19 protein-coding genes are annotated in these 23,590 nt (G+C 69.3%); 12 read left to right on the top strand and 7 right to left on the bottom strand.

What is annotated here, in order from left to right; genetic code table 11:
• The first annotated feature begins 53 nt into the window (after positions 1–53).
• Complete coding sequence (locus WME95_RS42795) at positions 54–794, top strand: SDR family NAD(P)-dependent oxidoreductase (protein WP_437905018.1); 741 nt, start codon at positions 54–56, stop codon at positions 792–794.
• A gap of 166 nt (positions 795–960) precedes the next feature.
• Here WME95_RS42795 and WME95_RS42790 read toward each other — a convergent pair whose 3' ends face one another.
• Complete coding sequence (locus WME95_RS42790) at positions 961–1,479, bottom strand: hypothetical protein (RefSeq protein ID WP_437905017.1); 519 nt, start codon at positions 1,477–1,479, stop codon at positions 961–963.
• Positions 1,480–2,038: 559 nt separating this feature from the next.
• On the opposite strand from WME95_RS42790, the gene WME95_RS42785 reads away from it, so the two are divergent.
• Genes WME95_RS42785 through WME95_RS42775 form a run of 3 tightly spaced genes read left to right on the top strand, consistent with a single transcriptional unit; the run spans position 2,039 to position 6,308 of the window.
• Positions 2,039–3,082 carry a TauD/TfdA family dioxygenase gene (locus WME95_RS42785; RefSeq protein ID WP_437905016.1) on the top strand — a complete coding sequence of 348 codons (1,044 nt, stop codon included), beginning with the start codon at positions 2,039–2,041 and terminating at the stop codon, positions 3,080–3,082.
• Positions 3,083–3,130: 48 nt separating this feature from the next.
• Complete coding sequence (locus WME95_RS42780; protein WP_437905015.1) at positions 3,131–4,153, top strand: TauD/TfdA family dioxygenase; 1,023 nt, start codon at positions 3,131–3,133, stop codon at positions 4,151–4,153.
• Positions 4,154–4,178: 25 nt separating this feature from the next.
• The gene (locus WME95_RS42775) at positions 4,179–6,308 is read left to right on the top strand and encodes a 2-aminoethylphosphonate--pyruvate transaminase (protein WP_437905014.1); all 2,130 of its coding nucleotides are present in this window, start codon (positions 4,179–4,181) and stop codon (positions 6,306–6,308) included.
• Here WME95_RS42775 and WME95_RS42770 read toward each other — a convergent pair.
• Together WME95_RS42770 and WME95_RS42765 are read right to left on the bottom strand one after the other, a co-directional pair.
• Positions 6,301–7,173, bottom strand: coding sequence for an ATP-grasp domain-containing protein (locus WME95_RS42770; RefSeq protein ID WP_437905013.1), 873 nt, complete (start codon positions 7,171–7,173; stop codon positions 6,301–6,303). The genes WME95_RS42775 and WME95_RS42770 overlap by 8 nt on opposite strands.
• Entirely contained in the window at positions 7,170–8,033 is an 864-nt protein-coding gene (locus tag WME95_RS42765; protein ID WP_437905012.1) for a nicotianamine synthase family protein, read from the bottom strand. The genes WME95_RS42770 and WME95_RS42765 overlap by 4 nt, the downstream gene beginning before the upstream one ends.
• Positions 8,034–8,801: 768 nt before the next feature.
• Between WME95_RS42765 and WME95_RS42760 the strand changes: the two genes are divergently transcribed.
• Positions 8,802–10,541, top strand: coding sequence for a trypsin-like serine protease (locus WME95_RS42760; protein ID WP_437905011.1), 1,740 nt, complete (start codon positions 8,802–8,804; stop codon positions 10,539–10,541).
• 38 nt (positions 10,542–10,579) lie between these two features.
• Here the strand turns inward: WME95_RS42760 and WME95_RS42755 are convergent, their stop codons facing one another.
• The 3 genes from WME95_RS42755 to WME95_RS42745 form a co-directional block, all read right to left on the bottom strand.
• Positions 10,580–11,755 (bottom strand): UDP-N-acetylmuramate dehydrogenase, encoded by a 1,176-nt coding sequence (locus tag WME95_RS42755; RefSeq protein WP_437905010.1) that lies wholly within the window; start codon positions 11,753–11,755, stop codon positions 10,580–10,582.
• Positions 11,752–15,867 carry a hypothetical protein gene (locus WME95_RS42750; RefSeq protein WP_437905009.1) on the bottom strand — a complete coding sequence of 1,372 codons (4,116 nt, stop codon included), beginning with the start codon at positions 15,865–15,867 and terminating at the stop codon, positions 11,752–11,754. The genes WME95_RS42755 and WME95_RS42750 overlap by 4 nt, the downstream gene beginning before the upstream one ends.
• A gap of 137 nt (positions 15,868–16,004) precedes the next feature.
• Positions 16,005–17,195 carry a PAS domain-containing protein gene (locus WME95_RS42745; protein ID WP_437905008.1) on the bottom strand — a complete coding sequence of 397 codons (1,191 nt, stop codon included), beginning with the start codon at positions 17,193–17,195 and terminating at the stop codon, positions 16,005–16,007.
• 325 nt (positions 17,196–17,520) lie between these two features.
• Here WME95_RS42745 and WME95_RS42740 point away from each other — a divergent pair, with 325 nt between their 5' ends.
• The 5 genes from WME95_RS42740 (at position 17,521) to WME95_RS42720 (ending at position 20,592) form a co-directional block, all read left to right on the top strand.
• Positions 17,521–17,994, top strand: a complete 474-nt coding sequence (locus tag WME95_RS42740; RefSeq protein WP_437905007.1) for a macro domain-containing protein — start codon at positions 17,521–17,523, stop codon at positions 17,992–17,994.
• Positions 17,995–18,126: 132 nt separating this feature from the next.
• Entirely contained in the window at positions 18,127–18,432 is a 306-nt protein-coding gene (locus tag WME95_RS42735; protein WP_437905006.1) for a MafI family immunity protein, read from the top strand.
• A 51-nt stretch (positions 18,433–18,483) separates the two neighbouring features.
• Positions 18,484–18,975: an N-acetyltransferase family protein gene (locus tag WME95_RS42730; protein ID WP_437905005.1), complete on the top strand. Its 492-nt coding sequence runs from the start codon at positions 18,484–18,486 to the stop codon at positions 18,973–18,975.
• 118 nt (positions 18,976–19,093) lie between these two features.
• On the top strand, positions 19,094–19,888 hold the full coding sequence (locus tag WME95_RS42725; RefSeq protein WP_437905004.1) for a glutathione S-transferase family protein: 795 nt from the start codon (positions 19,094–19,096) through the stop codon (positions 19,886–19,888).
• Between the two features lie 146 nt (positions 19,889–20,034).
• Positions 20,035–20,592, top strand: coding sequence for a flavin reductase family protein (locus tag WME95_RS42720; protein ID WP_437905003.1), 558 nt, complete (start codon positions 20,035–20,037; stop codon positions 20,590–20,592).
• Here WME95_RS42720 and WME95_RS42715 read toward each other — a convergent pair.
• Positions 20,573–21,742, bottom strand: coding sequence for a DUF4419 domain-containing protein (locus WME95_RS42715; RefSeq protein ID WP_437905002.1), 1,170 nt, complete (start codon positions 21,740–21,742; stop codon positions 20,573–20,575). The genes WME95_RS42720 and WME95_RS42715 overlap by 20 nt on opposite strands.
• A gap of 483 nt (positions 21,743–22,225) precedes the next feature.
• On the opposite strand from WME95_RS42715, the gene parA reads away from it, so the two are divergent.
• Together parA and WME95_RS42705 are read left to right on the top strand one after the other, a co-directional pair.
• Positions 22,226–22,909 (top strand): ParA family partition ATPase, encoded by a 684-nt coding sequence (gene parA / locus WME95_RS42710; RefSeq protein ID WP_437905001.1) that lies wholly within the window; start codon positions 22,226–22,228, stop codon positions 22,907–22,909.
• Entirely contained in the window at positions 22,860–23,540 is a 681-nt protein-coding gene (locus WME95_RS42705) for a hypothetical protein (protein WP_437905000.1), read from the top strand. Before parA ends, WME95_RS42705 begins: the two co-directional genes overlap by 50 nt.
• Positions 23,541–23,590: the final 50 nt, after the last annotated feature.

Raw genomic sequence — 23,590 nt, 5'->3', positions numbered from 1 at the left:
CGTGTGGGACCGTCCCCGCGAGGCGGGCGGCTTCTGAAGGAGATGAAATCGAGATGACGCGTTTCAAAGACAAGGTCGTCGTTGTCACGGGTGGGAGTGACGGCATCGGGCTCGCGACGGCGAAGGCATTTGCTGCGGAGGGGGCCAAGGTCTACGTCACCGGACGCAGACGAGAGCGACTCGACGCGGCGGTCAGCGAGATCGGCGGCGGCACCGTCGGCGTCCAGGGAGACGTCGGGAAGCTCGCCGACCTCGACCGACTCTATGAACGCATCGCGCGCGATCACGGCAGGGTCGACGTCGTGTTCGCCAACGCGGGGATCTCCGAGAGCGCGACGGTCGGCGCGCTCGACGAAGAGCACTTCGATCGTGTGTTCGGCACGAACATCAAGGGCTTGGTCTTCAGCGTGCAGAAGGCGCTGCCGCTGATGACGAGCGGCGGCGCTGTGGTTCTCGCTGGCTCGGGCGCTGGAAGCAAAGGGCTCCCGAGTCTGTCCGTCTACAGCGCCACGAAGGCCGCGATCCGCTCGTTCGCGCGAACCTGGACGACCGATCTGAAGAGCCGAGGCATTCGCGTGAACGTGGTCTCGCCCGGGATGATCGACACGCCGGCGATGCAGACGTACCTCAAGAACAACGCAGGGGCGGAGGACGCGATCAAACAGATGACGCCGCTCGGGCGGTTCGGTCAGCCGGAGGACGTCGCCAACGCGGTGCTGTTCTTGGCGTCGAAAGAGAGCAGCTTCGTCGCGGGAGTCGAGCTCTTCGTGGACGGCGGAGTCATGGCCGTGTAGACCGTTCGCATGCTCAGTGCTGATGTAGTGTGAATCGAGAAGAGCCCGCCGCGGCGAGCGAGCCCGCGGCCACGTAGCCGCCCGTGCGCCGCACGCTCAAGAGCCGCGCGGCCAAGGTCTACACGCCGTCGCAAAAGGCCGCGATCCTCGAGCCCCGGAGCTCGCGTCAGAGCGAGAGGATCAGTCGGTCGACGGGGAGCAGCCGCTCCCTCATGCCATTGGCTATCGCACGGTAAATGGCTTCACCGATCGCGGTCGTGCGGCTGAGATCCACGTCGGTCACGCGCGGATTGCTCAGGCGCACATCGAAGCGCAATCCATCGAGGGGCAGCACCTTGAGCGTGATGAGCAAAGTGACCGTGCCGTGCGCGTCGCGCCGCAGACGGCGGTGGAGCGTCGCCCCCAGACGCGCGGTCAGCTCGCAACCGGTCACGCTCACGTCCTCTGCACCGTGGATGACGAACGTCTTGTTGTCGGCCGGGCCCAGATTTTCGATGCGTATCCCCGCTGCGACCGCGTCGACTCGCTCCAGCAGATCATCGTGGAACACGGTACCCAGCAAACCGACGGATTCGCACGGCAGTGGCTCCTGGGCACTGGCGGGCGCCGACGCCAACATCGAAAGCGCAGCAAATGCAAGGAATGCAAGAAACATGGCGCGAAGCGAGAAGAAACGATGGACCATTACACTATCTCCTTTGCGACTCTCCTGTTCTGCCTTTACTACATCGAGCGTGGCGCGGGTAGCACTGACCTACGGCTCATAGGCTCGGACATTCAGGACGGACGACATGACATCGCTCGGACTGAAGAGCCCACAGCTGTTCAGTACGAAGAGGTGGCGGCGCGACCATCGTTCAGTGGTAGGGGGTTCGTCAACCGAGCGGCGTGCGCTGCATCGGACGGGTGATCGCCTCGGGGCGGCGCGCGGTCGCAGGGCCGGTGCTCGGACACCGCTCGGAGGCAGCGCTGCCCGGCGTGGATGTCGCCTCAGCGGCAGCACGTGCGCGCCGCGGAGCTCTCGGGCCGAGCCTGTCGAGACGGCTGCCTGTACCGGCCCGCAACAGCACGGACGCGCTCTGGTCCGAGGCGATCGAAGCCGGTCCCCCTCAGGATCCCATGATGCCGTTGCCTGGGAAGCGGTATACTGTGCGTCGACAATGCAGCACCATCGACAGGATCAGGCGGGAAAAGACGATCTCGTCAGCCTTGCCGGCTTCACGCCCCCGAGAGGATGACCCACCATGGAAGCATCGTTTGCTCCCTCCAAGATCCAAACGAAACAAATCAAACACCCCCGGGCCTGGGATGGAAAGAACCTGACCAAGGACGAAGTTGCCTTCGATCTCGGGCCCAGACACCTGGAGGCCTTTGACCGCGTGATCCGGGAAGCCCGGAGACGCAGCGTCACGCTCGAGAACGCTTCCGACGAGGACTTTCAGCTCGAGGACATCCAGGACGATGTGCAGCTCATCGCCGACAGGATCCTGAATGGCCGCGGCGTGGTCATCGTTCGCGGATGGCCGATGGACCGCTGCACGGAAGCGGAGATCGCTCTCCTTTACTGGGCATTGGGCAAGCAATGGGGAGAGCCCATCGTTCAAAGCTGGAAAGGGGATCGTCTCGGCTATGTGACCGATGTTCCCCACCTGGTACCGGGGACGCGGGGAAAAGGTTACACCTCCGAGAACGCGATGACGCTCCATACCGACTACGGTGGCATCATGGGGCTGATGGCCATCCGGCGGGCCAAATCCGGGGGATTGAGCGGCCTGGCCAGCGGAATAGAAATTCATAACCGCATTGCCGCCACGCATCCGGAATATCTGGCGCCTCTGTACGAGGGCTATTATATTCACTGGACGGGCAACGAGAAGAAGGGTGAGCGTCCGATCAACCCCGACTACCGCGTGCCCCTCTTCAGCGAGCTCGACAGGCAGGTCAGCGTTTCTTTCATGAACAAAAGGGTCGTCGAGCAGGCGGCCGCGGAGCGGAAAGAACCGCTCACGGAGCTGCAGCGCGAGGCGCTCGACTACTTTCATGCCATCGGGGATGAACTGAAATTCACCTTCATGCTGGAAGCGGGCGAGGCGTTGTTCGTCAACAACTACGCCATTCTGCACGACCGCGCTCCCTTCGAGGACTGGCCGGAACAGGAACGCCGCCGCTTCCTCCTGCGGCTGTGGCTGAGGACTCCCCAGGAAAAGCAGCCGGTCCATTCGAGCGTCCGTCGGTTCTACGACACCATGGCTGGAAATTTCTCGCCACCGCCGGCGAAGGTGATTTAGCGGCAAATTGCCCCACTTGCCCTGCAACCCTTCACGTGGGAAATCGACATGTCGAGCAGTCTTGCAAGGTACACTGGCCATCCCGGGGCCTGGAGAGCCTCGGACCTGACGAAAGAAAAAATCTCCTTCGATCTCGGGCCCCGGCACCTGAGAGCGTTCGAAAAGGTCATGGATGAGGCGCGGAAACGCAGCCTCACGCTCCGGACCGCTTCCGAGAGCGATTTTCCCCTCGTCGAGATTCACGACGATATTCGCCGGATCGCCGACGAAGTTCTCCACAAGCGCGGTGTCATCATCGTCCGCGGCTGGCCGGTCGAGACCTATACGCCGGAGGAAATGGGATTGTTGTTCTGGGCCGTGGGCAAGCAGCTCGGAGTGCCGGTCGAGCAGAGCCATCACGGCGACCGGCTGAACCAGGTCATCGATCGCGAGGGCGGGCGGGCCTACAACTCCAACATTCCCCTGGACATGCACAGCGACTTCGGCGCGCTGGTCGGTCTTCTGGCGATCCGCAAGGCCAAGCTGGGCGGCCACAGCGGAATAGCGAGCGCCCTCGCCATTCATGACAGGATCGTCGAGACCCACCCCGAATATCTCGCCCCGCTCTATGCCGGGTACTACATCCATTGGCAGGGAGAGGAGGCGAAGGGCGAGCGGTCGCTGATAACCGATTACCGCGTTCCGGTCTTCAGCGAAGTCGAGGGCCAGCTCAGCGTCTTCATGGTCAAGCCGTTCGTCGAGCAGGCCGCGAGGAACAAGGAAATGACCCAGCTTCAGCGGGACGCGCTCGACTATTTCCAGCAAGTCGCCGACAGCGACGAGTTCGCCTACAAGTTCATGCTGGAACCGGGAGAAGCCTCGCTGATGAGCAACTACACGGTCCTTCATTCGCGCTCCACCTTCGAGGATTGGCCCGAGGTCGAGCGGCGCCGGCTCCTCCTGCGGCTCTGGCTCAAGTTGCATCCCGGGGACCGCCGTCCCCTCCATCCCAATTTGCAACGCTTGCACACCCATGACGGGTTCTACGTGTCGGCCAAGAGCGGCGAAGCGCCGCAGGTATCGGCCGCGTGACGGAGCCTCTACCTGAAAGACGTCGATGATCGACCTGGCAATCGTCGGACTTGGGCGGTGGGGCACCTTCCTCGTGGATGCCGTGCAGGGCGTCAGCCCCAAAGTCCGTTTTGTCGCCGCGGTCAGCCGTGCTCCCGGGCGCATCGAACAGGCGGCGGCCTCGCGGGGAATCAAGGTCCTCGCCTCGCTGGAAGAAGCGCTGGCTCAACCGTCGATCGCGGGCATCGTGCTCGCCACACCCCATTCCCTCCACGCCGCGCAGATCGAGGCCTGCGTCCGCGCGGGGCGCCCCGTCTTCGTCGAAAAGCCGTTCACGCTCACCTCCTCCAGCGCGGTGCAGGCTTCCGCTGCCGCCTCGGCGGCGGGAGTCGTGGTGGCCACGGGGTTCAATCGCCGGTTTCTCCCCGCGATGCGCAAACTGAAGAGCGTCGTCGGGGAGGGCGGCCTGGGCACCCTTCGTCACATCGAAAGCAACTTTACCGCGAACCTCGTCGAGCGATTTCCTTCCGGGCAATGGCGTTTGACAGCGGAAGAAAATCCGGCGGGCGGCTTCGCCGGGGGTGGCATTCATATGATCGACGCGATCATCCATCTCGGCGGTCCCGTCACAGGCGTGTTCGCGGTGGGCTCCTCGCGCATCCCGGCCCTGGGGCCTCTCGAGGACACCGTCTCCGCCCTCTTCACCCTGGCCTCCGGAGCCACGGCCTCGGTGACGACGATGATGGCCACGGCGCCGACATTTCGTCTTCAGGTATTCGGGACCCAGGGGTCCGCGGAGATTCGTGGCCCGGATACGCTCGAAATTGTCGACCTCGCTGGCAATGGTGGCCCCTTTTCCTTTGAGGCTGCCTCCACGGAGCGCGCCGAGCTCGAGGCTTTTGCCGATGCCATCTCCGGAGAGGCCCCGTATCCCATCCCCATGGACGAGGTGCTCAATGGCGTAACGGCTTTCGAAGCCGTTGGCCGATCCCTCTCCACGGGCGGCCCTGTTTCGATTGCTGAGGGTGGGTGCCCTGGAAATACATTGAATCGCCGGCACGACCACTACCTGCTCACGCCGGGGCCCCTCACGGTCCCGACGGAGATCCGTGAGACGATGCTGCTCGACCGGAACCCCTACGCGGGCGACTTCGTCGACATGACCGCCGCGATCCGCCGCTATCTGCTCGAGATCGCCAACGGCACGGAGACGCATGCCTGCGTTCCCCTGCAAGGCAGCGCCAGCTACGCCATCGAAGCGGCGATGCAGACCCTGGTGCCGCGTGCCGGCACGATCCTGATCGTGCAGAATGGCTTCTACGGAGTCCGGCTCAGGGAGATCGCCGAGGGCATTCGCCTCAAGGTCACGACCCTCGACCTTCCGATGCTGCCGCTGCCAACGCGCGACGATCTCGAAAGAGCCCTCGACGCCGACCCCTCCATCACGCACATCGCCATGTGCCACGCGGAGACCGGCACCGGCGTGCTCAATCCGATCGAGATGGTAGCGGAAGTGGCCCGGTGCAGGGGCAAGCGCCTCATCATCGATGCCGTCGCTTCCTTCGGCGGCTTTCCCATCGACGTGGCCACGCTCGATCTCGAGGCGCTCATCATCTCTCCCAACAAATGCCTTGAAAGCGTCCCGGGCATCGGCCTCGTCCTCGTCAACAAGGACGCCCTGGCCGCCTCGGCGGGCAGGTCGATGTCGCTCTCGCTCGATCTCCATGCCCAATGGAGCACGATGGAGAAGAGCGGCACCTGGCGCTGGACGCCGCCAACCCACGTTGTCGCGGCCCTGGCCAGCGCCTGCGAACGGCACCGGAGGGAAGGCGGCGTGGCCGCCCGCGGGGCACGTTACCGGCGCAACTGGCGCATCCTGATCGACGGCTTTCGCCAATGGGGATTCCGGAGCTTGATCCCCGACGAGGTGGCCATCCCCATCATCGCGACCTTCCATGTTCCCGAGCCGTTCGCGCATGACTTCCGGCCTTTTTATGAAGCGCTGGAGCGGCGCGGGATCACCATCTTCCCGGGACGACTGACCGCCGCTGGAACGTTCCGCATCGGTGTCATGGGCGATCTGGTCGAATCGGACATCCGCATGATCATGAACGTCATCCGCGAAGTCCTCGGCGAAATCGATTCTCGCTACAAGGACCTCCCGCGGATCAGCTAGGATGTATTGCCGCCACGATGGCGTCCGCCAGCGCATTTGCCGACGCGGGGACCATGTCGAGATAGAGCGCGGGATCGAGGACCTCAACCTCCATCAAAACAAAGTGACCACCGCGCAGGATGCCGTCGATCCGCGCGTAAACGGGACGACCAGGGACATGCCGCAAGACCTCTTTCGCGGCCGCCACATGCTCCTTCTCGGGAACAACGGACACCGGAGCAAGCGGGCGGTAGCGCCCGTTCACCCGAAAATCGTCGGGATTGGGACGCTTCCTCACGCCATGGGCGAAACGTCCGTCGATAAACACGAGCGACAGCTCGCCTTCGCGGATTTTCGGCATGAATTCCTGGAGCAAGAGATCGTTCCGGCCCGTTTCGGCGCGCAGGGCCTCGGCCTGCGCGGCGACCTGGTGGCGCTCAACGAGGGTCACGCCCACGCCGCTCTCCCCGATGCAGGGCTTCAAGACGAGCCGGTCTCCAGGAATTTCGGACGCCGTGGTTTCTATATCCGAATTTTGATCGACGATGCGCGTGACCGGGCAGGGTACTCCGTGGGCGATGAGGTCCAGCAAGTACCGCTTGTTTGAGTTCCATAGTAGCAGGTCGACCTCGTTGATCACGGGGATCGCCTCGTCACGCAATCCATGAATCCATCGAAAGAATTTCTCGCTCTGTTCCGTGTAGTCCCATACGGAACGGACGACCACGCCCGCCGCGTGGCCCTTGGCCTCCTCCCGCGGTTTGATCTGGTCCCAGGGACGCAAGACGGTCTCCACGCCCCGATGTTCCAGGGCCTTCTTGAGCGCCAGATCGCAGCCGATTGCCTCGGGAGGGATCTTTGCGCAGGTCGCCAGTAGCAGCTTCACGACACGCCCTGCTTCTGGTCGACGGCGGCAACCACGCCCGCCTCGCTTCGATTGTGTCGCTCAAGAAGCACGGCGTCATAGACCGCCCCGGTATGGAGAAGCGGGGTGACGTGCCAGGACCCGGAAAGCTCCTTCTCGAACGGATAATTACAGATCGATTTGATGCCGTTGCCGTAGCGAAGGATGATCTTCGCCTGCCCGTGCATCTGGCCACCTAGTTGCCGAAGAACGGCGGCCTTCTCCTTGACCAGCCCGGCGATGATGAAATGGCTCGCCTGTTTGACCCAAGGGATCGTTTCGAGCGGACGGCAGCTACACCGGATCCGCTCCGCCAGACCCTGATGCATGACAAGCTGTTTCGCGAGACGGGTCGCTTCAGGATCGATATCGTGACACAGTAACTCCGCCTCACTTTCCCGGGCGAAAAGCAGCGCCGTGACGGGCAGCGCCCCGGCCCCTATGAAAACAATCCTCGATTTTTGGCCTATCCCAGAAGCCGCCAGTTCCGCCCGGAACGACTTCCGAAACTCCGTGTAAGTCGCATCCAGATAGGCTTCCAAAGGCAAGGTTCCCTCTGCCAGTCGCTGGCAAAGGTGGCGGGAATGGTCTTTTTCGAGGTCGCAGAGAGCGCGATCCAGGACATGGCGAAGCGTCGTGGCGTCGTGAAGAAGCTCGAGATCGCCTTCCCAGCGCCGCCAGCGCGAGGCGTTCTCCGCGTCCATGACGAACTGGCGAACGGAGCCCAGCTTCTTTTCCAAGGGATCGAAATCGCCGCAACGGCCGGCTTCCTGGCGAAGCTCTTCAAGCTGGGAGCTCAGGGCGCGTAATTCAGCCAAGAAGGAATGTTTGTTTGATTGCATGAACCTTCGCGCCTGGAACCGTGTTGGGGAGATGTGTCGGAAGTTAAGCATCAACGAGGTGCTCTACAACTGGGACCGCCTCGGCGCCCATAGGTGTTGACGGAGGTGATCGCGCTCGCGGATGGCTCGGCCGGGGAGCCCGGGGTCGCGCCCCCGCATCTGGACGAGAGATCCAGGGTGCTTGCGGCTCCTCCGAGAGCGTCGCCCCGCGGCGGGCGCAGCGCGGGTTGAACGGTGAGCTGTCCGCGCTGCAGCGCCGGCAGGCAAACGACGGCGCTCTCCCCCGCGATCACGGGGCGCTCGTGCCACGCCCTGACGCCCGCCACCCTCGGCGCGGCGGCCGGAGGTCCCGATCCGAACCCCGCCTCCGCGGGGGCGCGTTCGTGCTCGAAGAGCAGGGATCCGTCGCGCTGGAACTCCGGACCCTGGCGTGATGCCTCACTCGCCCTGTCTCTGTGGAGGAGACACCTGGTCCTCCCGGGGCGACAGCTCGATCGAGACGACGGGCTCGCGGGGGGGGCCGGAAGAAGCGTCCCTCCCCGCTCATGCGCACAGGCGATCCGCGGAAGCGAGCGCCGCCCCGACCCGGCACGTGCGTTGCTGAAGCCTGAAGAGCGACGCGTTGCTGAAGAGGCCCGCTGAACGCCCTCCGAAGATCGAGGGCGCGAGCGCGCGCCAGAGCAACCGATGCGTGTCCCCTTCGCGCGCCACCACGGCGGGCGAAGCGAAAAGGAGGGTAGCGACATGACGATTGAACCGATGACTCAAATGCATGTTCGTCGACGGCGCTGGCTGTGTCCCTTGCTGGCGATGCCGCTCGTCGCCTGCGCGGCCGACCCCGGTGGGGCGGGCGACTTCGAGGAGACGGCCCAGGTCGCATCGCCGATCGTCGACCCGACGCCGGCGGGGCCCGGCGATCTGCTCGCGATGGTGAAGGTGTCGAGCTCGCAGGGGAGCTGCTCGGGCATGGTCATCGCCGCGGACACGGTCCTCACCGCCGCGCATTGCTTCTGCGAGGACGGCTACGTCGGCGGCAACGGCTGCTCCACGGACGCGACGGTGACCTTTCGCCCCGACCCGGCGACGCCGGGCGCGCGCCCGCGCGTGCTGAGCGGCGTGGCCGAGATCCAGCCGGACTACAACCCATCGTGGACCGAGCGGCAGATCGAGCATGACGTCGCGGTCATCAAGCTGAACGGCGTCGCGCCGGCGCACGTGAAGCCCTTCGTCGTGGCCAGCGATTACCCCGCAGAGGGATCGAGGGTCACGATCGCCGGCTTCGGGCGCACGGGCGCCGATTGCAGCACCCCCTTCGGCACCCTGAACTTCGACGCCGCCAAGGTCGGCGGGTACGAGGACGGCCACGACATCCTGCGCTTCAACGACCAGGTCTTCTGCGGCGGCGACTCGGGCGGGGCCGTCTTGAACGTTGAGGCGAGCCGGCTCTACGCCGTCCACTCGATGCACACGTGGACGGCGACCCACGGCTGGGTCAGCAAGGGAGTCACGACGGGCTCCGAGTTCGACTGGATCAAGTCGCACATGTGCCCGTCGTCACCCTCGAACGAGTGCAGCGGCGACGGCGACACGTGCTCCTGCTCGGCCAGCACCAACTTGCTGTGGCGGCACACCAATGGCCAGGTCGCCATCTGGTTCATGGACGGCGGCGACATCGTCGGCGAGGCCTACCCCGGCGGCCAGGACCCGAGCCTCTCCTGGAAGATTCAGGGCTCCGGAGACTTCGACGGCGACGGCCAGAGCGACCTGCTCTGGCGACACACCCATGGTCAGGTCGCCATCTGGTTCATGAATGACGGAGCCGTCGTCGGTCAGGCCTACCCCGGCGGCCAGGACCCGAGCCTGTTCTGGAAGGTGGCTGGCGTCGGCGATTTCGACGGCGACGGGCGCTCGGACGTCCTGTGGCGCGACGCCAACGGCCAGCTCGCCATCTGGTTCAAGGGCGACGCCGCTCAGGCCGCGTATCCCGGCTACAACAACCAGCCGGCGCCGGTCGACAACGCGTGGAAGGTGCAGGGCGTCGGCGACTTCGACGGTGATGCGCGCTCGGACATCCTGTGGCGAAACACGAACGGCCAGGTCGCCATCTGGTTCATGTCGGGCGGGACGCGGGTGGGCGAGGCCAACCCCGGCGGCCAGGATCCGAGCCTCTTCTGGAAGGTGCAGGCCATCGGCGACTTCGACGGCAACCTGCGCTCGGACATCCTGTGGCGGGACGAAAGTGGCCAGCTCGCCATCTGGTTCGGCGGCGAGCAGGGCTTCGACTCGCCCTCGTACAACAACGCGCACGGGCCCGGCGACCTCGCATGGCAGGTGCAAGGCGTCGGCGACTTCGATCACGATCGCCGCGACGACATCGTCTGGCGGCACACGAACGGCCAGGTCTCCATCTGGCTGATGCACGGCGCGCACTTCGTCGGCGACCTGTACCCGCGCCAGGTCGACAGCGGCTGGGCGATCAAGGGCATGCTCCACGACGCCGGGCGGTGAGCTGTCGAGGAGGGGTCCTCGGCCGCCCGGGGCCCCTCTTACAGGTGGGCGGCGCTGACGAGATCGTCGATCTCGCCGGGCGCAAACCCCACCAGATCCGGCTCGGCCGAGAGCGCCACGCCGAACCGATCGAGCACGCCGCGCCGCACGCGCCGCGCGAGGCCGAGCAGCTCCTCCGCCGTGGCGCCGCCGCGGTTCACCAGCGCGAGCGTGTGGCGCGTCGAGATGCCCGCGGCGCCGTGGCGCGTCCCCTTCGCGAAGCCGGCGCGCTCGATCAGCCAGGCCGCGGACAGCTTCACCCGGCCGCCGTCCGCCGGATACCGCGGGATCGCCTCGCCGGGCGCGAGCACGCCCGCCGCCTCGATGCGCGCGATGACGGCCGCGGCGGCGCCGGGGGCGAGCGTCGGGTTCATGAAGAACGACCCCGCGCTCCGGCCGTTCTCGTCCGCCGGATCGAGCACCATCGACTTGGCGCGGCGGAGCGCGATCACCGCGCTGCGCACCTCGCCGAGCGGCGGCGCGGCGCCCCCCGCCGGCGCGGCGAGCGCCCGCTGGAGCTCGGGGTAGCGCACCGTCGCGGCGCCCCCCGGGCGCAGCGCGAACGTGACGGCCGTGATGACGTACCGCCCGCGCCACGCGCGCTTGAACCGGCTGTCGCGGTAGCCGAAGCCGCAGTCCGCACCGGAAAGGACCACGGCCGCCCCCGTCGCGCGATCGATCGCCCGGACCTCGACGATCGTCTCCGCGACCTCCTGGCCGTACGCGCCCACGTTCTGGATAGGCGTCGCGCCGACGTCGCCCGGGATGCCCGACAGGCACTCGACGCCCGCCCAGCCCTCGGCCACCGAGCGCGCCACGAGGTCGTCCCACGCCTCGCCCGCCCCCGCGCGCACGAGGGCGCGCCCGGCTTCTCCGCCGCCACCGTCCACCCCGCCGCCGCGAGTCTCTCCGACGCCGTCCTCCCCGCGCCCGCGCAGCAGCTCGATCCCGCGGACGCGCACGCGCAGCACCAGCGCGTCGACGCCCCGGTCCGCGACCAGCAGGTTCGAGCCGCCGCCCATCACGAAGAGCGGCACGCCGCGCGCCTCGGCGAAGCGGAACGCCTCGACCACCGCGGCCTCATCGGCGGCCTCGGCGAAGTAGCGCGCCGGCCCGCCCACGCCGAGCGTCGTGAGCGGGGCCAGCGGGACCGACTCGCGGACGTCGAGGCTCACGGCTTCTTCTCCGGCGCCTGCGGCCGCTTCTCCGGCGCCTGCGGCCGCGTGCCGCGGACAGCGCCCGGCCCCTGCGCGCCGCCAGAGGGCCGCGCCGGCGCCGCCGGCCGCGCCACCCGGATGCCCGCCATGAAGCCGCTGTCGACCGCCTGCACCCGCTCGACGAACGCCTTGTACTCGTCGATCGACACCGTCCCCGTCGGCAAGCTCAGCGCGAAGTCCTCCTCGATCGCCGCGCCGTAGCTGCCCTTGCGCGACGCCGCGAGGCCCGCGTGCTCGACGCGCACGCCCTCGGGCGCGCGCGCGACCGTGTAGCCCTCGGGCAGCTCGATCCTCCGGCGCACGTGGTATTGGAGCGCGGTCTCGATCGCGAGCGCGCTCTTGCGCGCCCCCCGCGAGGCGTACGAGGCGCCGAGCGTGCTCGTGTACGCGCGCGGGAACACGAGGTGCACCGGCTCCAGCCCCGGCAGCGTCCACGCCGCGGCGTCCTTGCCCGCCGGCTGCGCGAAGCCGTGGATCGTCACGGTGGCGCGGAGCGCGACCTCCCACGAGCCCTCCGTCGACGAGACGACAACGTCCTCGACGTCGGCCCACGGGAGCCAGCCGAGCACGACGCCCCGGAGCATCTCGCGCCGCGCCGTGCCCACCACGGTCTCGAACGCCTCCGAGAGCGCCTGCGCCGCCCGCCCGTGCAGCAGAATCGTGAACGTTCCCGAGGCGTTACCTTGCGTGTCGACCGTCAGGCGGAGGTCGACCTCGTCGCCGGTCTCGCCGCTCGTCCCGGCCACGGTGACGAGCTCGCCGCTCGGCAGCATGGCGGCGCGGCCGCGCAGCTCGGGGCTGATGCGGCCGGGGGGCAGCGGCGGGCCCTCGACGTCGGCGTCGATCCACACGTCGCCGCCCGGAAGGCGGGCGATCACGAGCGGGTGGCGGAAGCGCCCCGCGTGCGGCGGGAAGTCCGCCGACGAGCTGAACGGCTCGGTCTCGGCGATCGCGAGATCGGCGCGCACGCCGAGCTCGCGCAGCGCGCGGTAGACGACCCACGACCGGCTGCCCTGGCCGAGCTCGATCATCGCGCGCGCCGTCGTGCGCTGCGGGCCGCCGCCGAGGAGCGCCGCCATGTCCGAGAGCTCGGCGCCGCCGGCGACCTTCACCGCCTTGCCGGCGGCCGCGACGACGCGCTCGAGCAGCGCGGGCGACGGCGTGCGGTCGGCGCCCGCGGCCTCCCGCGCCCAGCGGGTCATGGCGGGGTCGCGGTCCTCGAGCGCGCGGATGTTCTCGTCGAGCGCCGCGGCCACGTGGCCCCAGGTCTGCGTCCCGAGGCTGACGCCGACGCCCATCTCCACGCGAGGCACGCCGTCCTCCATGCGCCGCGGCGGCTGATCCTTGATGCGCCAGACGCTGATCGTGGAGGCGCCCTCGGCGCGCTGCTCCGCGGCGCCGAGCAGCGGGTGCGACCAGAGCGCGAGCGGGAGCGACGTCGGGCGGCTGACCTCGATCGTCGCCTCGCGGACGCTCGTGCGCTCGGGGAGCAGGTCCCACGTGTCGATGACGAGCTGGCCGCCGTCGCCCGGCAGCGCGTGGCCCTCGGTGACCTGCTCGACGTAGTCGCCCTGCTCGAGCTGGGAGAGATCGCTCTGGTCCTGCGCGGCGTTCGACGCCGCGTCGGGCGCGAGGATGCGGCCGTCGCGCTTGTGGATGCGGCGGCGCAGGAGGCGCGGCATGGCGCGGCCCTCGATGAGCGGGCCGTAGGTGGCCGCGCCCTGGGCCACGTCCGTGGTGCCGGAGACGCGGCGGAGGTCGTACGTGACGTAGTGGACGAGCCCGTCGGGCGAGATCGTGAACCGCTCGACGTGGCGGAGCACCGCGGTCGCGGCGCCGGGGAGGAACGCCTTCTGCTGGTCCTCCAGCACGAGCTTGCGGCCCTCGGCCTCGAGCGCCGGCGCCGGGTCCGGCGCGAGGCCGAGGGCGCGGGTGATGGGGCCGATCCCGGCGGGGGTGTCGCGCGCCGTCGTGCGGTCGCGGGCGAGGCGGCCCCGCACGGCGCGGGCGTCGCCGCGGCCGGCGGCGAGGCCGAGCGCCTCGAGCATCACCCGCTGCCCCGGCGGCATGGCGTCGTACACGGCGAGCGCGCCGCGCAGGTCGCCGCGGGCGACGCGCTCGCGGAGCTCGACCTCGCGCAGGGCGTCCGGCGCGCGGCGGAGCCGGCGCAGCCGCTTGATCTCGGCGAGGACCGCGTCGCGGTCGCTCGCGTCGAGGAGCGCGCCGAGGCACGCGGCGCTCGAGCGATCGAGCCCGCCCTCGCAGGCGGCCTTCACCGCGTCGACGCCGGCGCGGCCGTGGATGCGGTCGTCGACGACGGCGAGCAGCGTCGAGCCGGGCGCCGCCGCGGCGAGCTTCGCGTAGGCGGCCTCGGCGACGTCGGTGACGTTCGCGCGGCGGGCGACCACCGCGAGCTCCGCGAGGACCATGCGATCGGCGTCGGCGATGGCGGGCGCGCTCAAGCCGGCCGGCCCGGGGGGCGCGACCCGGACGCCGAGCTCGCGGAGGGCGTCCATGGTGCCCTCGCCCCGGCCGCCGCGGCGCTCGGCGAGCTCCGCCTTGTAGAGGCGCGCTTCCCAGGACGCGGGCCACGCGGCGAGCACGCGCTCGACGGCGGCGCGGGTGCGCTCGACGACCTCGGCCTCGGGAAGGTCGCCCACGCGGCGGATGGCCCTGGCGTAGAGCAGATCGAGGCGCGGCGAGCGCGGCGCGGCGGTGGCCGGAGGCGGCGCGGAGGCCGGCGGGCGGGGCGCGGCGGTGGCCGCCGGGGGCGGCGCGGAGGCCGGCGAGCGCGCGTCGCTCTGGCGGAGGCGGCCGTCGCCGTCCGGATCGAGGAGGTGCTCGGCCGCGCGCGCGTCGCCGAGCGCGAGCAGGGCCGCGGCAGCGACCTCGACGTTCGCCGCGCCCGGGCGCTGGTCCGCGGCGCCGCGCGACGCCGGCGCCAGGCTGACCGCGGCGGGCCTGGATGCGGCCGCGGTCGCGGCGGCGCCGGGGCGCGGCGCGCGGGCGCGGAGCGGCAGGCCGTTCTCGCCCCACGCGGTGAGCTCGATGGCGTCACCGTCGCCCTTCTGCGCCACGCGCACGACGACGCGCAGCGTCCCCGGCTGGGCCTCGACCGTCGCGAGGCGGGTGACCTGCGCGCCGCCGGCCGCGTAGTCGCGGTGGAGGGCGGGCACGCCGCCCACCTCGAGCACGGCGGCGGACGACGAGGCGAGCGCGAGGCTCACCCGCTGGGCGATCGGGTTGTGGAGGTCGACGACCACGGCGCGCGTCCCCTGGAGGGCGCTCACCGCGTCGATGTCGATGGCGCACGCGTCGGCGCGGACGACGATGGGCGAGGCGCTCTGCGCGAACGGCGCGAGCCCGGGGTAGGCCCTGGCGAGCGGCGCGCCCGGCGCGGAGCTCACGGGGGAGGGCCGGGCGAGGCCGTGGAGGGGCGCCGCGTCGAGCGGGCCGACGAGGGCGGCCTCGCCCGCGCAGCCGCGGCGCGCGCTCCAGGTCGCCGCCGCGGCCTCGTCGCCGACGAACAGGGCGATGCGGTGGAGGGCGCTCGCGAGCGCGCCGCGCACGAATGGCATCTCCGGCGCGCCGCGGCCGTCGACGTCCGCGAACGCCCAGGCGCGCTGGAGCCGGCGGGCGACCTCGGGGAGCGCCTCGCGCGAGCGGAAGGCGATGGCCGCGGCGTCGGGGTCGGGGCCGCCCGCGGTGCCGGCGCCGAAGACGAGCGCGTCGAGCGACGCGATCACGGTGGCGAGGGCGCCGTCGTCGCTCGGCGCCCCGACGGCGCGGTCGAGGGCGTCGAGGTACGGCGCGGCCGCGGCGGAGCTCGTGATCTCGGCCTCCAGCGCGGCGGAGAACGCGGCGGGGAGCGGCGCGTCGGCGGGGAGCGGCGATGCTGCGCCCCGCGGGGCGCACGCGGCGGGCGCGGCGGCGGCGAGCGCGAGGGGGAGCGCCAGGGCGGCGCGGCGAGCGACGAGGAGGGGGCGGCGAGCGACGGGGGGGCGCTCGGCGAGGCGAGGGCTCCCGGGGCGCTGGCCGCCGCTCCTGGGGCTGCGGGGGTGGGTGGTCACGATCGGCGTCTCCACGGCGCCGCGCGCGCGGTGCCTGTCCGCCGTTCCTTACGGGCCTGGGATTGCCGACGCAAAGGTGAACTTCCGCAGGCGACCGCGATCTACCCGACCTCCGAGGCCCCCTCGTGTCCTGGACCTCAGCGCCCGCCGCTTCCCGGGAGCCTCGGCGCCGCGCCCCCGGGGGCGCGCGGCGGCGCGCCGTTCGGCGCCGCGCCGCCCGCGGCCACGCGCTGCATGCAGAGCTTCAGGCCCGCGCGGAGGTTTCCGACGGTCGCGATGCCCGACAGATCGAGCCCGAGGGAGACCATCGTCTGCGCCACGTTGGGCCGGATGCCCGTGATGACCCCCTCGGCGCCGAGGAGCCGGATGGCGCGGATGAGCTCGATGAGATAACTCGCTGTCTTCGTGTCGACGACCTCGACGCCGGTGAGGTCCAGGATCGCGAAGCGGGCCCGCTTGTCCACGATGGCGGCCAGGAGGTCGTCCATCACGTCGGCGGCCCTCCTGCTGTCGACGACGCCCACCATGGGGAGGGTCAGCACGCTGTCCCAGACCTCGATGATGGGCGTCGACAGATCGCGGATCACCTGTTGCTGGCGCTCGATGAGGTCGAGCCGCGCCTTCAGCTCGTCTTCCCGGAGCTTCGCCTCCGTGGCGTCTTGCGTGAAGCTGACCGCGCCGTTGCGCTCCCCGCGCTCGTCGGTCAGCGGGATGATCCATGTCTCCCAGGCCATCCCGTACGCCTCGACGCGGGTGCGGACGAACTCGCCCCGGACCGCCCTTCGCATCGGATCCATGTCCATCGGCGCGGGAGGTTCGTCGAACACGTTCATTCCGACGAACTGGCCCGGCCTGAGGCCGAGGGACGGGAGCGTCTTGCCCTCGTGGAAGGTGCAGACTCCATCCCGATCCATCCGGGTCACGGCCGTGTCCACGGTGCCGAGGATGGCCCGGAGGATCATGTCGCCCTCCTTGACCTTCTCGAAGGCCTTGACCTGCTCCGTGACGTCCTGCCCGAAGCAGAGCAGCCGAATCGGCTCGCCGCCGTCGTCGAGCACGGGCGCAACCCGCCACTCGCACACGACGGCGCGCCCGTCCTTGCGGGCATGGGTGCAGCGGCGCGGGGCGCTCTCCTGCCCGAGCGAACGCCCGAAGGTCCTGGCGTCCGGCTCGCTCACGATCGTGTCCGCGAGGCGGCGGCCCACCGCTTCGTCAGCGGTATATCCAAAGATGCGCTCTGCCTCGGCGTTCCACTCCGCGACCACGAGCTCGTCGAGGTTCCCGGCGCACTCGATCACCGCGAAAGGCGCGCTGCGGACAGCCCTCATGTAGCTCTCGGCGAGGCCCGGGGAACCGGGAGCAGTGCCTGTGCTGTTCATCTTTCGTCCAAGGTAAACTGGGCCGGCTGTCGGTGTCGAGGACGACCGACCGGAGGAGGGCAAGGAGGGCGAGGGGTAAGCCGAGCTTGTGAGATGAACTTCGTCGGGGCGCCCTGCGGGGTCGAGCCCTTCGAGGCAAGGCCCCTTTCCATCGGATGAGGTCGGGGACCAGGAGCCGCCCACGTCCATCCATCCGTCCTCCTCGCGAACCCAGCCTGGCGTGCTCATCGGTGAACGGTTACATTCAGCAGGACGAGGAGGCGCGGGGTCCGCGATGAGACCGATCGACTACCGCACGGGTGACGCGACAGAGCCCGTCGGAGAGGGGGCGAGGATCATCTGCCACGTCTGCAACGACATCGGTGGCTGGGGGCGTGGGTTCGTGGTCGCGCTCTCGAAGAAGTGGCCCGAACCCGAGGCGCAGTACCGCGCCTGGCATGCCCGGGGTGAAGCAGCTGGATTCAAGCTTGGGGAAATACAGATTGTGAGCGTGAAAGACGGCCTCTCCGTCGCGAACATGATCGCCCAGCACGGCGTGCGTTCGCAGCATGGCGTTCCTCCGATCCGGTATGATGCGCTCGAGCGATGTCTCGCCATGCTCGCGGAGCACGCGCAGCGTGTCAGCGCGTCAATCCATATGCCAAGAATCGGTTGCGGACTGGCGGGCGGGGAGTGGCCAGAGGTCGAGTCCATCGTCCAGAGAACGCTCTGTGATGCCGGGCTGTCCGTGCACGTTTACGACCTCTGACGCGGGGAGCGACGCCAAGCGGATGAAGCTCATGCGCGCGGAAGACAGCCATGTGATGGTGGTCGAGAAATGGTCCCCCGAGCGGCGAAGCTGCCAGATCTGGGGGGTGGTTCGTGTCGAGGTCGTCGACTTGTGACGAAACAAGAGATCCAAGCCTTGTGTGCTGTCGCGCTTGAGTCCTTCAAGGACGTGCTCCCCCCGGAGCGCTTCCGCGATGCGCACGACTGGGTTCACCGGTACGGGGAGTGGGGGCTCGCCATGGAGTTCGTCATCGACTGGGTCGGCGACCTCGATCTCCCGGTCGACCAAGCCCAGTTTGACGCCATCGAGCGCGCCATGGTCGCGATGGGATGGGCTGAGAGCTCAAGGATGAAGTGGCTCCGTGGATATTTCGCGTCGCTCGGATCGCGGAATCCTCGTGAGGGTGAGTCCGCGTGAAGCTTCACAAGCGCCATGCTCGTGCATGGCGCCGTACAGGAGGAAAGCCAATTGACTGAGCTCCATTTCCGCCGTGCCCACCCCGAGGAAGCGGCCCGCCTTCAGGACATCCGGCGCGCGGCCTTCGCGCCCGTGTTCGCGTCGTTCCGCTCGATCCTCGGCGACGAGCTCTACGAGCTGGCGCAGCGGCGAGACGAAGAAGCGCAGGAGGGGCTGTTGACGTCGCTGATGGCGGCCGACTCGGGCTGGGAGCTGTACGTCGCGCAATCCGGCGACGAGGTCGCCGGCTTCGTGGCGCTCCGGCTCGCTCCGGAGACGCTCGTCGGCGAGATCGGCCTCAATGCCGTCGACCCCGCGCAGGCCGGCAAGGGGATCGGCACCGCGATGTACGAGTTCGCGGCGGCGCGCCTGAAGCAGGCCGGGATGAAGGTCGCCACCGTCGGCACCGGCGGCGATCCGAGCCACGCTCCGGCGCGACGCGCGTACCGGAAGGCGGGGTTCGATATCCAGATACCCAGCGTGTGGATGTACCGCAAGCTCTGATCTCGCCAGCACGACGACACGCGCGCGGCTCGCATCGCCCTCCGACAGCGAGGGCAGCCGAGCAGAACGCCGCCTGGTCAGGCCCTGCTCGGGCGCGGCGGTGGTACGCTTCGGCTCGATGAGCGCTCCCGCGAGCCCCGCACGCCTCCGCCTCCATCACGCTGCCTCGTCGTACTACTCCATGATCGCGCGCCTCGCGCTGGTCGAGCGCGGTGTCCCCTTCGAATCGGTGCGCGTCGACATCCACCGCAGGGCGCAGCAGCTCGCGCCGGACTATGCGCGTCTCAACCCGAACCTGACCGTCCCGACGCTGGAGGTCGACGGCCGCGTGCTCTCGCAGAGCCGCGACATCCTCCTGTTCGCATTCGGCACGACCGAGGCCGCGCTCGACGACGCGACGCGGGGCTGGCTCGATCGCCACTACGCCTTCCCCATCGAGGAGCTCACGTTCGGGTGGCTGCTCTCGTGGAACCCGCTCGCGCGACCGGCCGTGCGAAGGACGCTCGTGGCGACGGAGAAGCGCCTGCGCCAGCTCGCGACCGAGCACGCGGACCTCGCGGACGTCTACGCGCGGCGCGCCGAGGTGTTCGCCGGGCGCGTCAAGACGTTCGACCCGGGGGGCGTGGTGGCGATGTTCGGCGAGCGCAAGCGCGCGGCGTTCGAGCTCCTGGACGCGCTCGATGATGCGCTCGCGGATGGGCGCGAGTCGCTCGTCCCCGGCGGTCATGGGCCCGCGGACGTGGTGTGGACCGTGTTCCTCGCGCGGATGGGCTTCGTGCGCTTCGACGCCGAGATCGCCAGGCGAGCGCGCCTCGCCCGGTATGCGAAGGCCGTCAAAACGCGGCCGAGCTTTCGCGAGGCGGACGTCTGGGACCGGCTGAGCCCGCTGAAGCTGATCAAACAGGTGCTCTGACGCCGCTCGTGCGCTGGTATCCGACGTTGCTGCCCGCGACGTGCATGGCACAATGCGGTTTGTCGCCGAGCTGGCCGCTGCCGACCCGCCACGCGGGCAGCCAGGGTCGAGCCCGCTCGTATCGCATCCGTGCCTCGGGTGATCGCATGAAGATCTACAAGAAGGCAGATTTTCCGGTGGCGAAGGTCCGGCGCTTCCTGGAGCCGGGTCCTGTGGTGCTGGTGAGCTCTGCGCACAAGGGCCGGCGGAACATCATGACGATGGGCTGGCACATGGTGATGATGCAGGAGCCGTCCCTCGTGGGGTGCTTCATCTGGGACCAGAACGATAGCTATGAGATGGTGCGGCGCAGCAAGGAGTGCGTGATCAACGTGCCCAAGGTCGATCTCGTGCGCGTCGTCATCGGGATAGGGAACAGCCACGGGTCCGAGGTCGACAAGTTCGAGCAGTTCGGGCTCACCGCCGTCGAGGCGACGGAGGTCGGCGCGCCCCTCATCGCCGAGTGTCATGCGAGCTTCGAGTGCAAGCTCGTCGACACGAGCGCCGTCAAGCGCCTCAGCCTGTTCGTCTTCGAGGTGGTGAAGGCGCACGTCGCGACGTCGCCGCGCTATCCGACGACAGTCCACTACCGCGGCGATGGGGTGTTCATGGTGTCCGGTCGCAACGTGAGCTATCGGAGGCTCTTCAAACCAGAGAACCTGTAGCCGGGGCGCTCGATCCGCCGTCGTCGTGGACGATCGCCCAGCCGAACTCGGGTGCGAGCGCGCCGGTCGCGGCTTCCTGCGTGACGCCGAAGAGCCCTGCGACGAAGCGCAACGGGTGCTCCGTGCCGTCGCGCACATCGACGAAGTTGACGGGGGCGCTGGAGATCGAGCTCGGGATCCGCAGAAGGTCCGGTCCCTCGGGCTTGAAACTCCAGTCCGTGCGCTTCTCCGCGGCGCGCAGCGCCTGCTCCCACCGGCCGAAGTACGGGTTCGGCTCGATGCGCTCGCCGTTCCGATCGAACGTCTTGAGGTAGGGAAAGAGGACGAGGATCCAGCCGGTCAGCTCGCTCGGCCCGGAGCCGCTCTCGTAGCGGAAGAACGAGCGCCAGAAGCCTGGGTCGACGTGCCCCTCGGCGGTGCGGACGACCTCGTCGAGCACCGGGAGGAGCGCGTCGGTCCAGGCCTCCAGGCCGAATTCGGACAGCATCGCGGCGCGCCGGCGAACGCTCTTCCAATCGTCGACGCTGCCGAGCAGCGTGACCGAAGGGATGCCGCAACCAGCCATCATCTCGTACTCGAAGTAGGGCTGGAACGCGTCCATGAGGACGACCTCCGAGGCGGCGCGCTCCACGGCGCCGGTCGTCGAGAAGTCGGCCACGATGAGGTCGCGCAGGCGGCCGACGTGCGCGGCGATCTGATCCGAAAACGCGGCGAACGCCTCGGGCCATGGATTGAACTGGCCCAGAAAGAAGTCGGGCCGCTCGACGACGAGCTTCTTCTTCCCCTGATGACGGACGAACCGCCCGCGCAGCGCCTCGGCGTTCAGCGCGACATGGTGGGCGAACCCCTGCGCGAGGCAGAGCCACACGGCGTCCGGCGACAGAACCAGCGGGTGGTGAAGGTAAAATGCATCGTGCGCCGCGTGCGCGAGCGCGTGGGCATCGGTCGCGGAGACCAGCGGCGCGTCGCTCGACGAGAACGCCTCGATGCGCGCCACGGGAGGTCGCGGCCTGCCCCAGGGCATTCGCCGCTGCTCCGGCGCGGCGCGCTCACCCCCGCCGAGCAGGCTCGGAATGGCCTTGGCGCGATCGAGCACCTGCATGAGCTGCTGCGGCCGATCGACATCGGAGACGGCAAAGGTGATTGACATCGATGCATTCTACCCCGCGCATCGACGACACCTCAACGTCGCTTCCCGAGGCTCCCGCTGCCGCGATCCGCAGCTCGCGCGCCCCGAGGCCCACCGTCCGAAGCGTTATCGCCGCCGCCTTCGATTCAATCGCCTGCGCGATCCACCAATGGCTCCGGCCCGCTCGCTCGCCAGCGCCGCGCGCTCCCGCGGCGGCGACGTGCGGCGGGCGCGCCGGAGGCGCCGCTCGCGCTTCGTCGGCGCGGGAGAGCGCGCCTCTTCCGCGAGCGTCCTCATCATGGCGGCTATGCGACGCGCGGGTGAGGACGCTCCCGCCGGATAGAGAGCTGAACAACCTCCTGCGATGTGCGGGCCAACCCGCCGACAGCACCGAGAAATCAACGTCCTCGTCGGGAATTCCCCTCAGGACGGCTCGGTAGAAGCCCTGTCCGCGCTTGCAAGAAAGTGGACCGCCCGGCGAAGGTTCTGCTAGGGGGGTCTATCATGATCATCGCGCTCACCGGACAGAAAGGTGGGATCGGCAAGAGCACCACGGCCGTGAGCCTCGCCGTGGCCGCGCTGGCGAACGGCCGGCGTGTGCTGCTCGTCGACGCCGATCCCCAGGGGACCGTCCGCACGTGGGGCGACGTGGCCGCCGAGGCGGGGCACGATACGCCGACCGTCATGGCCATGGGCGCCTCGATGCACAAGCCGGGACAGCTGCCGGAAGTCGCCGCCGCCTACGACCTCACCGTCATCGATTGCCCGCCGCGCCACGGCGAGATCGCGCGATCGGCGCTGATGGTCGCCGACATCGCCGTCTACCCCTGCGGCCCCACGGCCGCGGACGCGTGGGCCCTCACCGCCGCGCTCGAGGTGTTCCGCGAGGCCGCCGCGCTGCGGAGCGCGCTCAAGGGCTGCATCCTCATCACGCGCAAGCAAGGCCGCACGGCGCTCGGCAAATCGGCGCGCGCGGTGCTCGAGACGTCGGGCTTGCCGGTGCTCTCCACGGAGCTCGGCTATCGCATCGCCTACCAGGAGTCCCTCGCCTGCGGGCAAGGGGTGACGGGCTACGCACCGCGGGACGCCGCGGCCAGAGAGATCACCCACCTTCTCGAAGAACTGGAGAAGCTTCACCATGGCCAAAAAGCAAGTCGCGGTCTCGCTACGAAAGCCGCCGTCGCCTGAAAAGGCCGACGCGTTCGTCGCGGGCGGCGAAGGCGGCAAAGCGGCAGACGACGTCGTGAGGTCGAAGCCCGCCGCCCATCAGCGAGCGCATGACGGCGAGAAGCCCGTCGAGGCGCGGCAGGAGCGAGCGCAGGAGGCGCCGCAGGAGCGAGCACCGGAGGCGCAGCCAGGCGCAGAGCCGCTCGCGGCGACGGCGCCGCAGGCAGCCAGCGCCGCCGCCGGGCCCCAGGCCGCCGCCGGGCCCCATGCGCTCGCCACCACCTCGGAGCCGCACGCCGGCCCGCCGGTGCTCCTCGGGAACGACGGCCGCTCCCGGCGCGCGGTCACCGTCTACCTGCCCGATCCGCTCGCGGATCGGCTGCTGCTCCATTGCATCGAAAACGACCGCGACATGAGCAACCTGGTCGGCGAGGCGGTCGAGGTCCACCTCGACAAGCGCCTCGGGCCGGCGTCCGTCTCCGCGGCCCCGGCTGAGGCCGCCGCTCCCCGCGAGGCGCCGCCCCCGAGCGCGAGCTACCGCACCGAACCGTTCCGTCCTGCGGACACCGGGCCGAAAGGGCGGGTCGGTCGCGTGGTCCAGGTCGGGCGGGTGCTGATGACGCTCTGGCGTCAGCGGCCGCGGGCGAGCTGACCGACCAGCGCGCATCGACGCCGCCCCTATCGCACCTGACTGGCGCGGCC

It is taken from the genome of Sorangium sp. So ce327 (genome assembly GCF_051530205.1).
GTDB classification, from domain to species: Bacteria; Myxococcota_A; Polyangia; order Polyangiales; family Polyangiaceae; genus Sorangium; species Sorangium cellulosum_B.
The sequence above is the reverse complement of the archived record's forward strand: the minus strand, read 5'-3'. Positions and strand labels throughout refer to the sequence as shown.

Bases quoted from the DNA above. Each gene is read 5' to 3' on its own strand.
- WME95_RS42715 (WP_437905002.1), bottom strand. From the start codon at position 21,742: ATGTCAATCACCTTTGCCGTCTCCGATGTCGATCGGCCGCAGCAGCTC.
- WME95_RS42725 (WP_437905004.1), top strand. From the start codon at position 19,094: ATGAGCGCTCCCGCGAGCCCCGCACGCCTCCGCCTCCATCACGCTGCC.
- WME95_RS42745 (WP_437905008.1), bottom strand. From the start codon at position 17,195: ATGAGGGCTGTCCGCAGCGCGCCTTTCGCGGTGATCGAGTGCGCCGGG.
- WME95_RS42795 (WP_437905018.1), top strand. From the start codon at position 54: ATGACGCGTTTCAAAGACAAGGTCGTCGTTGTCACGGGTGGGAGTGAC.
- WME95_RS42760 (WP_437905011.1), top strand. From the start codon at position 8,802: ATGCATGTTCGTCGACGGCGCTGGCTGTGTCCCTTGCTGGCGATGCCG.
- WME95_RS42790 (WP_437905017.1), bottom strand. From the start codon at position 1,479: ATGGTCCATCGTTTCTTCTCGCTTCGCGCCATGTTTCTTGCATTCCTT.
- WME95_RS42740 (WP_437905007.1), top strand. From the start codon at position 17,521: ATGAGACCGATCGACTACCGCACGGGTGACGCGACAGAGCCCGTCGGA.
- parA (WP_437905001.1), top strand. From the start codon at position 22,226: ATGATCATCGCGCTCACCGGACAGAAAGGTGGGATCGGCAAGAGCACC.
- WME95_RS42720 (WP_437905003.1), top strand. From the start codon at position 20,035: ATGAAGATCTACAAGAAGGCAGATTTTCCGGTGGCGAAGGTCCGGCGC.
- WME95_RS42705 (WP_437905000.1), top strand. From the start codon at position 22,860: ATGGCCAAAAAGCAAGTCGCGGTCTCGCTACGAAAGCCGCCGTCGCCT.
- WME95_RS42765 (WP_437905012.1), bottom strand. From the start codon at position 8,033: ATGCAATCAAACAAACATTCCTTCTTGGCTGAATTACGCGCCCTGAGC.
- WME95_RS42785 (WP_437905016.1), top strand. From the start codon at position 2,039: ATGGAAGCATCGTTTGCTCCCTCCAAGATCCAAACGAAACAAATCAAA.
- WME95_RS42775 (WP_437905014.1), top strand. From the start codon at position 4,179: ATGATCGACCTGGCAATCGTCGGACTTGGGCGGTGGGGCACCTTCCTC.
- WME95_RS42780 (WP_437905015.1), top strand. From the start codon at position 3,131: ATGTCGAGCAGTCTTGCAAGGTACACTGGCCATCCCGGGGCCTGGAGA.